This window comes from Streptomyces sp. NPDC058662 (genome assembly GCF_042716255.1).
Taxonomy (GTDB): Bacteria; Actinomycetota; Actinomycetes; order Streptomycetales; family Streptomycetaceae; genus Streptomyces.
This window is the reverse complement of sequence record NZ_JBHXRU010000029.1, coordinates 1-13,836: the sequence shown is the minus strand read 5'-3', so window position 1 is coordinate 13,836 and position 13,836 is coordinate 1. Positions and strand designations below refer to the sequence as shown.

Below are 13,836 nucleotides of genomic sequence, written 5' to 3'. Positions count from 1 at the left end.
CCCAACCCCTATGACTGAACGCCCAGATGACAGCACTGGTCGGCGGGATCCTACTGGCTCGTAGTGACGGCCGGTGAGGGTGGGGCGGGTGACTCAGGAGTGACGGACGTCGCACACGGGTGCTATTCCACCGACTTGTCCTTGAATGGCGCCCGACGGCCGCAGATCGCGGGCCAGTCGGCGGCCACGATGTTGGCGCACCAGATCTGGCCGTCGTCCGCGAACTGCTTCCAGCGCTTGATCTGGAGGTCCTCGCAGTCCTTGTTCGGCGCGAAGCGCGGGCACGTGCCGTCGGGGAGCTCGATGTCGTGCGCGCGCCAGGCGTCGAGGCCCATGAGGTTGGTGTCCTCGTGCGTCGGCATGTAGCGATTCGCCGACCAGGACGCCCCCATCGTGGCGAACAGCGCGACCGCGCACACCATGCCGGCCGAGAGCTGGCGGACCACCCGGCGCGGGACGACCCGCGACGAGGGGGAGGCGCCGGCCGGCCGCAGGGTCCGCTCGGTCCAGCCGGAGCCCCGCTGGACCGCCGCCATCACGCCGAGGACGGCCAGGATCATCAGCGCGTACATGATGATCCAGGTGGTCCGCGGGAACAGCTGGACCGCCTTGTCGTGCGCCATGTGCGAGGCGAACCAGAACCGGGCCAGCCAGGCGCCCGCGAGCACCGCGGCGGCGGTACGGACCATGATGCCGCGCAGGCCCAGGCCCACACCGAGGCCCACACCGAGGATCAGCAGCAGCGCGAAGCCGCTCTGGCCGGCCATCTCGCCCGACACCGGCCACTGGTGGTACTTGATGTAGCCGGTCCGGTCGGAGATCCAGCCCAGCACGTAGGCCGGGTCGACGTACACCCCGAGGTAGGCGTACCGGTCCGGGGTCTGCGAGCCGAGCCGCGCCATCTGGTAGAGCAACGGGGCGCCGACGATCCCGGCCGTGGCCAGGACGGACCCGACGAAGAGGGCCGCCTTCTTCACCGCCGGGGCGCCGGCCCGCCACGGGAAGAGGAAGAGGAACAGGACGGCGGCCCCGGGCGCGGCCCAGACGAACCAGCCGGAGTACCAGAGGAACAGCACGCCGAAGATCAGGCCGAGGCCCGCTCCGCGCAGTACGAGGGACTTGCCGGTACGGCCGCTCGCGCGCCGCAGCTCCTGGAAGCAGAACCCCAGGAGCGGCAGCAGCACGATCATCACGACGTGGCTGTACGGGCGGACCGGGTCGAGGAAGAGCACGGCGGCCGGGACGGCGATCAGCAGGGCCCAGAACGGGCGGAGCAGCAGCCGCCAGGCCAGGTACGCCATCGGGCCGACCAGGGCGCTGCAGATGATCTGGAGGTCGTGCAGGGCGAAGCCCGCCCCGCCGAGGCCGTCGTAGCGGACCTTGGCCCACAGGGCCATCAGCGCCGGGAACGCCGGCGGGTAGATGCCGGACACGCCCTCGCCCGACAGGAAGGAGTTGGCCATCTCCACGAGGACGCTCGGGTCGCCCTCCTGGCCGCCGAGCGGATGGGGCGTCCCGCGCAGCGCGACGACCACTCCCCCCGCCACCACTCCGGTGACCAGTCCGGCCAGAGCGGCGCAGACCAGCCGCTTGACGAGCTGGTGGCGGCGGGCCGAGCCCCGGTAGGCGGTGAGGAGCAGCAGCCCGAGCAGCGGCAGGCCGAGTACGGCCACGTACAGCTGGAGCTTGGCGAGACCGCTGACCTGGCCGATCCGGTTCATCGGGTTGACGCTGATGTGCCGGCTCAGCAGGGTGAAGCCGAGGGCCGCCACGACGGAGACCACGATCTCGGCCAGCGCGAGGACCCAGCGCCGGGACAGCCACGCGCGCATCCGCGGGACGGACGGGGGGCTCGTGTCCCGCGCCCTCTCGGCGGGGACGTGCGCCGGGCCGGCCTCGCCGATTTCCCCGGGGGCCAGATGTGTCATCTCAGTCCGTTCCGTGGTGTGCGGGATCGCTCAGCTCTGCCCGGAGGTGAAGGCGTGCCGCGCCAGGGTGCGGGCGCCTTCGCGGTGCCCGCGGCGCAGTGCGCCGGGAAGCATGGTGAGCGCGTGCAGCCGGGAGGCGCTGTGGAAACGCGCCGCGCGGGCCGCCTTGGGCCAGCCGCGGGCGTCCATGCGCGCGGCCACGGCGGCGAAGTACCGCTCGGCCTCGGCGAAGCGGGTGCCGGAGAAGGCCTGCACCGAGGACTCGCTGACGGCGTGCCGGCGGTACTGGAAGACGGTGGTGGAGTGGTCGATCACCATCCGCTCGCCGCTTTCGAGCAGGTCGACGACGAGCGCGAGGTCCTGGATGACGGAGTAGTCGTCGCGGAAGTTCACCTCGCGCAGGGCCTCGCCGCGCCAGGCGATCGACGGGAAGTACAGCCAGTTGCCGCGCAGCACGCTCGCGGCCAGTTCCTCGCCGCCCATCACCCGGCGTCCCTGGACCTGGGGTGCGTAGAGCCGCTTCTTGGTGTGGTCCGCGAGGCCCTGGGTCACCCGGCCCTCGCCGTCGATGACGTCGACGCCGGGCTGGACCATGCCGATGCCGGGGTGGTCCCCGATGACGGCCCGGACGGTCTCCAGGTAGTGCGGGTGCAGCAGGTCGTCGCAGCCCATGATGACCACGTAGTCGGCCTCGGAGAGCCGGGCGCACTTCTGGAAGTTCTTGGTGATGCCGAGGTTCTGCTCGTTGCGCGTGTAGTGCACCCGGTCGTCGCCGAGCCGCTCGAACCAGCCCGGTACCTCGGGCTCCTTGCCGTCGTCGATGACGACGAGCCGGAAGTCCGGGTCGGTCTGCGCCAGGACACTGCGCACGGCGTCCTGCATCAGCCGCACGTCCCCGTAGTAGGGGAGCATGAAGTCGAAGGTCACCACGGGCGTCAGGCCTTCACTGAGTCGCCGGCGGGCGCGGGCTCCGCCGCCGCGGGCTCCGGGGTCGGTGCGGTGGCCGAGGGCGCGGGCAGCACCGGGGCGACGGCGTCCTGGGCCAGGCGCTCGTCGTTGTGCCGCATGCCCTCGTTGATCGCCACCGTCCGGGCCAGGTCGGTGATCTTCTTCTCCAGGGAGCGGAAGCGCAGGAAGGTGTTCAGGGTGAGGAAGCCCATCGCGAGCACCATCACGTAGAGCACCAGGTCGGTGCCGCGGCCGACGCCGAGCTGCTGGGCGAGCCAGGTGACGTCGGTCGGACGCAGTACGGCGTACACGTTGACGACGACGAACACCGAGAACGCGATCCGCTTCCAGGCGCGGTTCTTCGCCTGGCCCCAGGTCCGTATGAACATGAGGGCCATGGACACGGATCCGAGGATCAGCAGCAGCTGGATCCAGAAGTACTTCATCGACGCCCACGCTCCCGCAGCGAAATGTCAAAAAGGATGTTGACGCCGTTGATCAGGGACTGACCCTTGGCGCGTGAGTAGTCGGTGTACAGGATGTCCACCGGCACCTCGGTCACACGCAGCTCGGAGCCGGCCAGGAAGCCGACGAGCTCGGACGCGTGGGCCATGCCGTTCATCGTGATCTTCAACTGCTCGGCGGCCGCGCGGGACAGCACCCGCAGGCCGTTGTGCGCGTCGGTGAGCTTGAGCTTGCGCGCGGTCGGGCTGACGGCGGCGGCCGTGCGCAGCACGACCTGCTTGATCCACGGCACCTGGCCGTTCTGCTCGATGAACCGGGAGCCGAGGACGACGTCCGCCTCGCCGGCGCGCAGCACGGCGACCATGGTCTCGACGTCCTTGGTCTGGTGCTGGCCGTCCGCGTCGAAGGTCGCGAAGTACTGGGCCCCGGGCTGCGCGAGCGCGTACGTCAGGCCCGTCTGCAGGGCGGCGCCCTGGCCCAGGTTGACCGGGTGCCGGACCAGGTGGGCTCCGGTGGAGGCGATGTGCTCGGCCGAGTCGTCGGTGCTGCCGTCGTCGACGACGACGATGTTGGGGAACGTCTTGCGGGCCCCCTCGACCACCTCGGCGATCACCTGGCCCTCGTTATAGGCCGGTATGACCAGCCAGACATCGTCGTATTGGGACACGGTAGCTCCAGCGGAATGTGGCACGGACGCGTGCTCGGTGATGGGGGTGGCGTCGGGGGCGGGCAGCTTCATCTTCCGGTCGCACCGACACCCGGGCTGCCCGCGTCGACCGTCTGCCCGGGTCCTTCGGGGACCGCCGCAGTCGCTCCGGGAAAGCTCAGCCTCAGGGCTGCCAGCATAGCGAGCACGGTGGCGAGCGAGCCGAGGGCGTAGGCGACGATCACGCGCGTGGCCACGTCACCCGGTACGAGGGTGGTGCCCACGAGCACGGCGGTGCCGACCGCCCAGCAGAGCAACTGCAGGTTGTGCCGTTTGAATACCATGAGCGCCTGTCCGAGCACCATCGCGAACATGTACGCGACGGTGCCGGCGGACAGCAGGAAGAAGTCGAGGCAGCCGAGGACGGGTTGGGCGTCGAAGAGCACGCCGATCAGCCACGGCCCCAGCGCGGTGGCGGGCACGCCGCCGAGCAGGCCGAGCAGGCCGACGACGACGCCGATGCGGCGCAGCATCGCCCAGAACGCGAGGCGGTCTCCGGCCGTGAACGCGCCGCTGAGGCCGTTCAGCAGTGAGGCCTGCAGCGAGCCGAAGACGAAGAGCGGCACCCGCGCCAGGACGAGCGCGTTCAGGAGTGCGGCGATCAGCACGCTGTCCTCGGGGGCCAGCAGCTTGGTGCTCATGACGGCCGCGTTGACGACGACCTGGGACAGCAGGGTGGCGCAGATCAGCAGGCCGAGCCCGCTGTACAGCTCCCGCCAGGCGATCCGCTCGCCCGGTCCGACCGCCCGCAGCAGCGCGGGCAGGGTGACCAGGGTGGCGACGACCGGGGCGACGGCCAGGACCAGGCTGAAGGCGAGCGCCGAGTCCAGGCCGCCCAGCGCGCAGCCGAAGGCGAGCGCGATCCGCAGGCCCCCGTCGACGGCCAGCTGGGCGCCGTACGCTCCGAACCGGCCGAGGCCCGCGAGGACGCCCCGGGTGAGGTAGCAGACGGCCATGCCCGTGAACGCGCCGCCGAGCGCCGCGACCAGCGCGCGGTCGCCGCGGAAGAGCAGGTCGGCGATCGGGCCCGCGCCCACCGCGAGCACCAGCAGGGTCGCGCCGAGCACCGCGGCCGTCAGCAGGGTGGCCCGGCGCAGCACGGGGGCGGCGCCGTGGCCGAGTACCGCGCGGGCGGAGACGATCCGGGTCAGTTCCTGCTCGATGGGGAAGAACACGCCGATGCCGATGGACATGACGATCGTCCACAGCACCGAGACGTTGGCCATGTCCTGCGTGGACAGGCTGTGGCCGGCGACGCCCAGGTGGACGTACGAGGCCGCGCCGAGCACGACGGTGCCGCCGGCCACCGCGACGGTGCCCGGCGGCAGCGCCGCGGCCAGCTTGTTCAGCAGGGTCCTCATCCCGCTCGGCCGTCCCGGGCCGTACGGGAGAGGGCGGTGAAGCCGGGGGTGGCGAGCGCCTCGGTCAGCTGGTCGCGCCAGTCGGGCAGCGGGGGGAGGCCGGCCGCGGCCCAGCGGTCGTGGGCGAGCACGCTGAAGGAGGGTCGGACGGCGGGGCGCACGAACGCGGCGGAGGTGGTCGGCCGGATGCGCTCCGGGTCGAGCCCGCTGAGGCGGTAGCTCTCGCGGGCGAGCCCGAGCCAGGTGGTCCGGCCGCTCGCGGTGCCGTGGTAGACGCCGCCGGGGGCGCGGCCGTCGAGCGCCGCGAGGCCGAGCTCGACGAGCCGGCGGGCCAGCGCGTACGACCAGGTGGGCTGGCCGTGCTGGTCGTCGACCACGTCCAGGGTGTCCCGCTGGGCCGCGAGCTTGAGCATGGTGGCGACGAAGTTCGGCCCGTGCTCGCCGTACAGCCAGGCCGTGCGGACCACGTACCCGTCGTGCGGCAGCAGCTCGGCCACGGCCTGCTCGCCGACCAGCTTGCTGCGGCCGTAGGCGTTGACGGGGCTGGTCCGGGCGTCCTCGCCGTAGGGCTGCGAGGCGTCCCCGGGCAGCACGTAGTCGGTGGAGATGTGCAGCAGGCGCGCACCCGCCGCGGCGCAGGCCGCGGCCAGGACGCGTACGGCTGCGCCGTTGACGGCGGTGGCGGCGTCCTCGGCCGTCTCCGCGCCGTCGACGTCGGTCCAGGCGGCGCAGTTGACGACCACGCCGACACCGTCGACCGCGGCGCGGACGGCGGCCGGGTCGGTGATGTCGAGGTCGGCGCGGCCGAGGCCGGTGGCCTTGATGCCGGCGTCGGCCAGCACGGCCAGGACGTCCTGGCCGAGCATGCCCGCGGCGCCCGTGACGAGCCAGTGCGCGGCCCCGGAGTCAGCGGTCACTTCTGCAGCGCCGCCTTCGCCTTGAGCGGCTCCCACCAGGCGCGGTTCTCGCGGTACCAGTCGATGGTGGCCTTGATGCCGTCCTCGAAGGTGACCTGCGGGGCGTAGCCGAGCTCCGTGCCGATCTTGCTGATGTCGATGGAGTAGCGCAGGTCGTGGCCCTTGCGGTCCTCGACCCGCTCGACCATGTCCCAGCCGAGGCCGGCCGCTTCCAGCAGGACGCCGGTGAGCTCCTTGTTGGTGAGCTCGGTGCCGCCGCCGATGTTGTAGACCTCGCCGGCCCGGCCCTTGCGCATGGCCAGGTCGATACCGCGGCAGTGGTCGGAGACGTGCAGCCAGTCGCGGACGTTGCCGCCGTCGCCGTACAGCGGGACCTTCCTGCCGTCCATCAGGTTCGAGACGAACAGCGGGATGACCTTCTCCGGGAACTGGTAGTGCCCGTAGTTGTTGGAGCAGCGCGTGACCACCACGTCCATGCCGTGGGTGCGGTGGTAGGCCAGCGCCAGCAGGTCGGACGACGCCTTGGAGGCGGAGTACGGGGAGTTGGGCACCAGCGGCCACTCCTCGGTCCAGGAGCCCTCGCTGATCGAGCCGTAGACCTCGTCCGTGGAGATGTGCACGAATCGGCCGACGCCGTGCTTGCGGGCGGCGTCCAGGAGGACCTGGGTGCCGACGACGTTGGTCAGTACGAACGGGCCGGCGCCGGCGATCGAGCGGTCCACGTGGGACTCGGCGGCGAAGTGCACGACCACGTCGTGGCCGGGCATCACCTGGTCGACGGCCTCGGCGTCGCAGATGTCGCCCTGGACGAAGCGGTAACCGGGGTGGTCGGCGACCGGAGCCAGATTGGCCTCGACGCCGGAATAGGTCAGCTTGTCGAAGACGGTGATCTGCGCCGTGGCATCTGCGCCGAACTGCTGGCGGACGAATTCTGAACCGATGAAGCCGGCGCCGCCGGTCACGAGGATGCGCATAATACGAAGAGTCTAGCGGTCCGCCGAACGTCACATGCCCTGGGCTCGGCTCGCTCCCGGGCTCTCGCATAGGGTTCTCCCCATGCGTGGAATCCTCTTGGCCGGTGGCACCGGATCGCGACTCTGGCCGCTGACCCGGGCAGTCTCGAAGCAGCTGCTGCCCGTCTTCGACAAGCCGATGATCTATTACCCCCTCTCCACCCTGGTGATGGCGGGGATCAGTGAGATCCTGATCATCACCACTCCGGAAGACCGGGCCCAGTTCGAGCGGTTGCTCGGCGACGGTTCGCAGTTCGGCCTGCGGCTGGAGTACGCCGTCCAGGAGCGCCCGGAGGGCATCGCCCAGGCCTTCGTCCTCGGCGCCGACTTCATCGGCGACGAGTCCGTCGCGCTGATCCTCGGCGACAACATCTTCCACGGCAGCGGCCTCGGCACCCGCCTCGCCCAGCACACCGACGCCAAGGGCGGCCGGGTGTTCGCGTACCCCGTGGCCGACCCGACGGCGTACGGCGTCGTCGAGTTCGACGAGGAGGGCCAGGCCATCTCCATCGAGGAGAAGCCGGTCCAGCCCAAGTCGCGCTACGCCGTGCCGGGTCTGTACTTCTACGACAACCGCGTCGTCGAGATAGCCAGGGACCTCAAGCCCAGCGCCCGCGGCGAGCTGGAGATCACCGCCGTCAACGACGCGTACCTCCAGGCCGGCGAGCTGAACGTGACCAAACTGGACCGCGGTACCGCGTGGCTCGACACCGGCACCTTCGTCTCGATGGTGCAGGCCTCGGAGTTCGTGCGCGTGATCGAGGAGCGCCAGGGCTTCAAGATCGGCTGCATCGAGGAGGCCGTCTGGCGGGCCGGCCTCATCGACTCGGCGCAGCTGCGCGAGCTGGCCGAGCCGCTCGTCAAGAGCGGCTACGGCGACTACCTGCTGACCCTCCTCGACGAGGAGGTGGCGCGGTGAAGTTCCGCGAACTCTCCATCGGCGGCGCCTTCGAGGTCACCCCGCAGCTCCACGGCGACCCGCGCGGCCTGTTCACCGAGTGGTACCGCTTCGACCGGCTCGCCGAGGTCGTCGGCCACCCGCTGAACCTGGCGCAGGCGAACCTGTCGGTCTCCTCGCGCGGCGTGGTCCGCGGCATCCACTTCGCCGACGTACCGCGCGGTCAGGCCAAGTACGTGACCTGCGTGCGCGGCGCCGTGCTCGACGTCCTCGTGGACCTGCGGGTCGGCTCCCCGACCTTCGGCCGCTGGGAGGGCGTGCGCCTCGACGACGTGGACCGCCGCGCGGTCTACATCCCCGAGGGCCTCGGCCACGGCTTCTGCGCGCTGTCCGACGACGCCACGCTCTCGTACCTCTGCTCGGAGACGTACAACCCGACCGGCGAGCACTCCGTCCACCCGCTCGACGCCGACCTGGGCATCGAGTGGCCGGCCGACATCCCGCTGCTGTCCGCGCGCGACGAGGCCGCCCCGACGCTGGCCGACGCCATCGCGTCCGGTCTGCTGCCCGACTACGCCGTCTGCAACGAGTACACCGAGTCGCTGCGCGTGCGCTGACCAGCCGCCTGCGCCGAAGAGGGCCGTACCCCTGCCGGGGTGCGGCCCTCTTCCCGTACCCGCCCGCGTACCGCCCCGCCCGTACCGCCCTCGTACCGTCCGAGCCCCGCCGGCGGCCGGCAACGCCGAAGGGCCCCGCCCCACCGCCGAAGCGGTGGGCCGGGGCCCTCCAGTGGAACGTGGTGCCCGCGGACGGGCTACCGGGTCAGAACCCGAAGACTACTTCGAGATCTTGGTGACCTGGCCGGCGCCCACCGTACGACCACCCTCACGGATGGCGAACTTGAGGCCCTCCTCCATGGCGACCGGCTGGATCAGCGCGACCGTCATCTCGGTGTTGTCGCCCGGCATGACCATCTCCGTGCCGGCCGGCAGGGTGACGACACCCGTGACGTCCGTGGTACGGAAGTAGAACTGCGGGCGGTAGTTGTTGAAGAACGGGGTGTGACGGCCACCCTCGTCCTTCGACAGGATGTAGGCCTGGGCCTCGAACTCGGTGTGCGGCGTGACCGAACCGGGCTTGATGATGACCTGGCCGCGCTCGACGTCCTCGCGCTTGATGCCACGGAGGAGCAGACCGACGTTCTCGCCCGCCTGGCCCTCGTCGAGCAGCTTGCGGAACATCTCGATACCGGTGACCGTGGTGGTGGTCTTCTCTTCCTTGATACCGATGATGTCGACGGTCTCGTTGACCTTCAGGACACCACGCTCGATACGGCCGGTGACGACCGTACCGCGACCGGTGATCGTGAAGACGTCCTCGACGGGCATGAGGAACGGCTTCTCGGTGTCACGCGGCGGGGTCGGGATGGCCTCGTCGACGGCAGCCATGAGGCCGAGAAGCTTCTCGCCCCACTCCTTGTCGCCCTCAAGCGCCTTCAGCGCGGAGACGCGCACGACCGGAAGGTCGTCGCCCGGGAACTCGTACTCGGAGAGCAGCTCGCGGACCTCAAGCTCGACGAGCTCCAGGATCTCCTCGTCGTCCACCATGTCGGCCTTGTTCAGCGCGACGACGATGTAGGGGACGCCGACCTGGCGGGCCAGGAGCACGTGCTCCTTGGTCTGCGGCATCGGGCCGTCGGTGGCGGCGACCACGAGGATCGCGCCGTCCATCTGCGCGGCACCGGTGATCATGTTCTTGATGTAGTCCGCGTGACCGGGGCAGTCGACGTGGGCGTAGTGACGCGCCTCGGTCTGGTACTCGACGTGCGCGATCGAGATGGTGATACCGCGCTGGCGCTCCTCGGGAGCCTTGTCGATCTGGTCGAAGGCCGAGGCCTCGTTCAGGTCCGGGTACGCGTCGTGCAGCACCTTGGTAATGGCGGCCGTGAGGGTCGTCTTACCGTGGTCAATGTGACCAATGGTGCCGATGTTGACGTGCGGCTTAGTCCGCTCGAACTTCGCCTTCGCCACGGGGGTCCTCCTGGAGAGTGGTTCTGGTACGCCTTACAGATCGGCGCCAGGTGATCTTTGCTGGAAAGCCGGCCGGTCCCCGGGGCAACGGGAGTGTTGCTCCTGTTGCCCCAGAGGCTGCCGGTGACAAGCCTAAAGCGTGTACTCGGAAGAGTTACTCGCCCTTGGCCTTCGCGATGATCTCCTCAGCGACGTTCCGGGGAACCTCGGCGTAGGAGTCGAACTGCATCGAGTAGCTGGCGCGACCCGAAGTCTTGCTGCGGAGGTCTCCGACGTAGCCGAACATCTCCGAAAGAGGCACGAGGCCCTTCACGACGCGAGCGCCGTGACGCTCCTCCATGGCCTGGATCTGGCCACGGCGGGAGTTGATGTCGCCGATGACGTCACCCATGTAGTCCTCGGGCGTGGTGACCTCTACGGCCATCATCGGCTCAAGGAGCACGGGAGAAGCCTTGCGCGCGGCCTCCTTGAAGGCCTGCGAACCGGCGATCTTGAACGCGAGCTCGGAGGAGTCGACCTCGTGGTAGCCACCGTCGAGAAGCGTGACGCGGACGCCAGTCATCTCGTAGCCGGCCAGGATGCCGAACTGCATGGCCTCCTGCGCACCGGCGTCGACCGAAGGGATGTACTCCTTCGGGACGCGGCCACCGGTGACCTTGTTCACGAACTCGTACGCCGGGCCGTCCGACTCGGTGATCGGCTCGATCGCGATCTGCACCTTCGCGAACTGACCGGTACCACCGGTCTGCTTCTTGTGGGTGTAGTCGTGACGCTCGACGGCCTTGCGGATCGTCTCACGGTACGCGACCTGCGGCTTGCCGACGTTGGCCTCGACCTTGAACTCGCGCTTCATACGGTCGACCAGCACCTCAAGGTGCAGCTCGCCCATACCGCCGAGGATGGTCTGGCCCGTCTCCTCGTCCGAGTGAACGTGGAAGGAGGGGTCCTCCTCCGCGAGACGCTGGATGGCGACACCCAGCTTCTCCTGGTCACCCTTGGACTTGGGCTCGATCGCGACCTGGATGACCGGAGCCGGGAAGTCCATGGACTCCAGGATCACGGGCTTCTTGTCGTCGCACAGCGTCTCACCGGTGGTGGTCTGCTTCAGGCCCATGACGGCGACGATGTCGCCGGCGCCCACCGAGTCGATCTCCTCACGCTTGTTCGCGTGCATGCGGTAGATCTTGCCGATGCGCTCCTTCTTGCCCTTGACGGAGTTCAGCACCGCGGTGCCGGCCTCCAGGCGTCCCGAGTAAACCCGGACGAAGGTGAGCTTGCCCAGGTGCGGGTCGCTCATGATCTTGAACGCGAGGGCCGCGAGCGGCTCTTCGTCGGACGGCTTGCGCTTCACGACGACCTCGGCGTCACGGACGTCGTGACCCTCGATGGCCTCGATGTCCAGCGGCGACGGCAGGTAGCGGACGACGGCGTCGAGCAGGGGCTGAACGCCCTTGTTCTTGAACGCCGTGCCACAGAACACCGCGGTGATCGTCGGCTCGCCCTTGCCCTTGCCGGAGCCCAGGATGATGCGACGGACGGCGGCGTGCAGCTGCTCCACGGACGGCTCGTCGCCGTTCAGGAAGAGCTCCATGATCTCGTCGTCGTTCTCGGCGACGGTCTCGACCAGCTTCGCGCGCCACTCTTCAGCGGCCTCGGTGTGCGTGGCCGGGATGTCGACGATGTCGTACATCTCGCCCTTGGTCGCCTCGGCGGACCAGACGAACGCCTTCATGGTGACGAGGTCGACGACGCCCTGGAAGTCGGCTTCGGCACCGATCGGGAGCTGCATGACGATCGGGACCGCGCCGAGGCGGTCCTTGATCATCTCGACGCAGCGGTGGAACTCGGCGCCGGTGCGGTCCAGCTTGTTGACGAAGCAGATGCGCGGGACGCCGTAGCGGTCGGCCTGACGCCACACCGTCTCCGACTGCGGCTCCACACCGGCGACACCGTCGAACACGGTGACGGCACCGTCGAGGACGCGGAGCGAACGCTCCACCTCGACCGTGAAGTCGACGTGACCCGGGGTGTCGATGATGTTGATGGTGTGGTCGACGTCCGCGAGCGGCCAGTGACAGGTGGTCGCGGCGGACGTGATCGTGATGCCGCGCTCCTGCTCCTGCTCCATCCAGTCCATCGTGGCAGCGCCGTCGTGGACTTCACCGATCTTGTAAGACACACCGGTGTAGAACAGGATGCGCTCGGTGGTCGTCGTCTTGCCCGCGTCGATGTGGGCCATGATGCCGATGTTGCGCACCTTGGCCAGGTCAAGCGAAGTGGTAGCCATATCGGCTCAGTCTTCTCTCGGTCTCGATGTGGGTTGCGATTACCAGCGGTAGTGCGCGAAGGCCTTGTTGGACTCGGCCATCTTGTGCGTGTCCTCACGCTTCTTGACGGCGGCGCCCAGACCGTTCGACGCGTCGAGCAGCTCGTTCATGAGGCGCTCGGTCATGGTCTTCTCGCGACGGGCGCGGGAGTAGCCCACGAGCCAGCGGAGGGCCAGGGTCGACTGGCGACCCGGCTTGACCTCGACGGGGACCTGGTAGGTCGCGCCACCGACACGGCGGGACTTGACCTCAAGGGACGGCTTGACGTTCTCCAGCGCGCGCTTCAGCGTGATGACCGGGTCGTTGCCGGTCTTCTCGCGGAGGCCTTCCATGGCGCCGTAGACGATGCGCTCGGCGGTGGAGCGCTTGCCGTTCAGGAGGATCTTGTTGATGAGCGACGTCACCAGAGGAGATGCGTAGACCGGGTCGATGATGACCGGGCGCTTCGGGGCGGGGCCCTTACGAGGCATTCTTACTTCTCCTTCTTGGCGCCGTAGCGGCTGCGGGCCTGCTTGCGGTTCTTGACAGCCTGGGTGTCAAGCGCACCGCGGATGATCTTGTAACGAACACCCGGCAGGTCCTTCACACGGCCACCACGCACGAGCACGATCGAGTGCTCCTGCAGGTTGTGTCCCTCACCCGGAATGTAAGCGGTGACCTCGATGCCGGAGGTCAGACGCACACGCGCGACCTTACGGAGCGCCGAGTTCGGCTTCTTCGGGGTGGTCGTGAACACACGCGTGCAGACGCCGCGACGCTGGGGCGAAGCCTCAAGCGCGGGGGTCTTTGTCTTCTCGACCTTGTCCTGCCGGCCCTTCCGGACCAGCTGCTGGATCGTAGGCACTACTTCTCCGGTTTCTGTGTGCCGTGTAGTGAAACTAACCTGGAACTCGCCCGACCCACGCGGTCGGGTGTGTCGGATACTGCACGCCTTCACCGAAGCGAGAGAGGCGCAGATCGCGGTGTGGTCTTCTCGGCTCTCAGCGGGGTCTGATGCACACGCGAGAGCCCAGGGCACACCCCAGGCACAAGGTCAGAGCGTACCTACCTCACAGAGGTAGGTCAAAACAAATGCCCAGCACGAAAACACACCGGGCGCAAGCCGGGCGTACGACACCCCGCGCGCGACCGTGCGGACGGACGGCCGGATCACCCCCGCCGCCGGCCCGGGGCGCCGGCCGGGCGGCGGCCGGGCGGCGGTGGCCGGATCCGGCAGGCGGCGGCCGGCTGGGCGGCGCGGGGC

Annotated in this window: 13 protein-coding genes; 2 read left to right on the top strand and 11 right to left on the bottom strand. The window is 69.3% G+C overall.

The annotated features are described in order from the left end of the window. Positions 1–122 precede the first annotated feature (122 nt). The 7 genes from ACFWUQ_RS13370 to rfbB all read right to left on the bottom strand — a co-directional run bounded on the left by ACFWUQ_RS13370 (position 123) and on the right by rfbB (position 7,299). Entirely contained in the window at positions 123–1,928 is a 1,806-nt protein-coding gene (locus ACFWUQ_RS13370; RefSeq protein WP_384537081.1) for a hypothetical protein, read from the bottom strand. Between the two features lie 30 nt (positions 1,929–1,958). Continuing rightward, positions 1,959–2,858, bottom strand: coding sequence for a glycosyltransferase family 2 protein (locus tag ACFWUQ_RS13365; protein WP_384537079.1), 900 nt, complete (start codon positions 2,856–2,858; stop codon positions 1,959–1,961). 5 nt (positions 2,859–2,863) lie between these two features. Then, positions 2,864–3,322: a DUF2304 domain-containing protein gene (locus ACFWUQ_RS13360; RefSeq protein ID WP_384537077.1), complete on the bottom strand. Its 459-nt coding sequence runs from the start codon at positions 3,320–3,322 to the stop codon at positions 2,864–2,866. After that, positions 3,319–4,008, bottom strand: coding sequence for a glycosyltransferase family 2 protein (locus ACFWUQ_RS13355; protein ID WP_384537074.1), 690 nt, complete (start codon positions 4,006–4,008; stop codon positions 3,319–3,321). Before ACFWUQ_RS13355 ends, ACFWUQ_RS13360 begins: the two co-directional genes overlap by 4 nt. A 68-nt stretch (positions 4,009–4,076) precedes the next feature. Next, positions 4,077–5,408, bottom strand: a complete 1,332-nt coding sequence (locus ACFWUQ_RS13350) for a hypothetical protein (protein WP_384537071.1) — start codon at positions 5,406–5,408, stop codon at positions 4,077–4,079. Beyond that, positions 5,405–6,325 carry a dTDP-4-dehydrorhamnose reductase gene (gene rfbD, locus ACFWUQ_RS13345; protein WP_384537069.1) on the bottom strand — a complete coding sequence of 307 codons (921 nt, stop codon included), beginning with the start codon at positions 6,323–6,325 and terminating at the stop codon, positions 5,405–5,407. Before rfbD ends, ACFWUQ_RS13350 begins: the two co-directional genes overlap by 4 nt. Then, the gene (gene rfbB / locus ACFWUQ_RS13340) at positions 6,322–7,299 is read right to left on the bottom strand and encodes a dTDP-glucose 4,6-dehydratase (RefSeq protein ID WP_384537066.1); all 978 of its coding nucleotides are present in this window, start codon (positions 7,297–7,299) and stop codon (positions 6,322–6,324) included. Before rfbB ends, rfbD begins: the two co-directional genes overlap by 4 nt. 82 nt (positions 7,300–7,381) lie before the next feature. Here rfbB and rfbA point away from each other — a divergent pair, with 82 nt between their 5' ends. After that, positions 7,382–8,257, top strand: coding sequence for a glucose-1-phosphate thymidylyltransferase RfbA (gene rfbA / locus ACFWUQ_RS13335; RefSeq protein ID WP_384537063.1), 876 nt, complete (start codon positions 7,382–7,384; stop codon positions 8,255–8,257). Beyond that, on the top strand, positions 8,254–8,853 hold the full coding sequence (rfbC, locus tag ACFWUQ_RS13330; protein ID WP_384537062.1) for a dTDP-4-dehydrorhamnose 3,5-epimerase: 600 nt from the start codon (positions 8,254–8,256) through the stop codon (positions 8,851–8,853). The genes rfbA and rfbC overlap by 4 nt, the downstream gene beginning before the upstream one ends. A 219-nt stretch (positions 8,854–9,072) precedes the next feature. Here the strand turns inward: rfbC and tuf are convergent, their stop codons facing one another. The 4 genes from tuf to rpsL all read right to left on the bottom strand — a co-directional run bounded on the left by tuf (position 9,073) and on the right by rpsL (position 13,437). Then, on the bottom strand, positions 9,073–10,266 hold the full coding sequence (tuf, locus tag ACFWUQ_RS13325) for an elongation factor Tu (protein ID WP_031146566.1): 1,194 nt from the start codon (positions 10,264–10,266) through the stop codon (positions 9,073–9,075). A gap of 154 nt (positions 10,267–10,420) precedes the next feature. After that, positions 10,421–12,553, bottom strand: a complete 2,133-nt coding sequence (fusA, locus tag ACFWUQ_RS13320; protein ID WP_384537059.1) for an elongation factor G — start codon at positions 12,551–12,553, stop codon at positions 10,421–10,423. Positions 12,554–12,592: 39 nt separating this feature from the next. Then, on the bottom strand, positions 12,593–13,063 hold the full coding sequence (gene rpsG, locus ACFWUQ_RS13315) for a 30S ribosomal protein S7 (protein WP_007265894.1): 471 nt from the start codon (positions 13,061–13,063) through the stop codon (positions 12,593–12,595). Between the two features lie 2 nt (positions 13,064–13,065). After that, the gene (gene rpsL, locus ACFWUQ_RS13310; RefSeq protein ID WP_007265893.1) at positions 13,066–13,437 is read right to left on the bottom strand and encodes a 30S ribosomal protein S12; all 372 of its coding nucleotides are present in this window, start codon (positions 13,435–13,437) and stop codon (positions 13,066–13,068) included. Between the last annotated feature and the right edge of the window lie 399 nt (positions 13,438–13,836).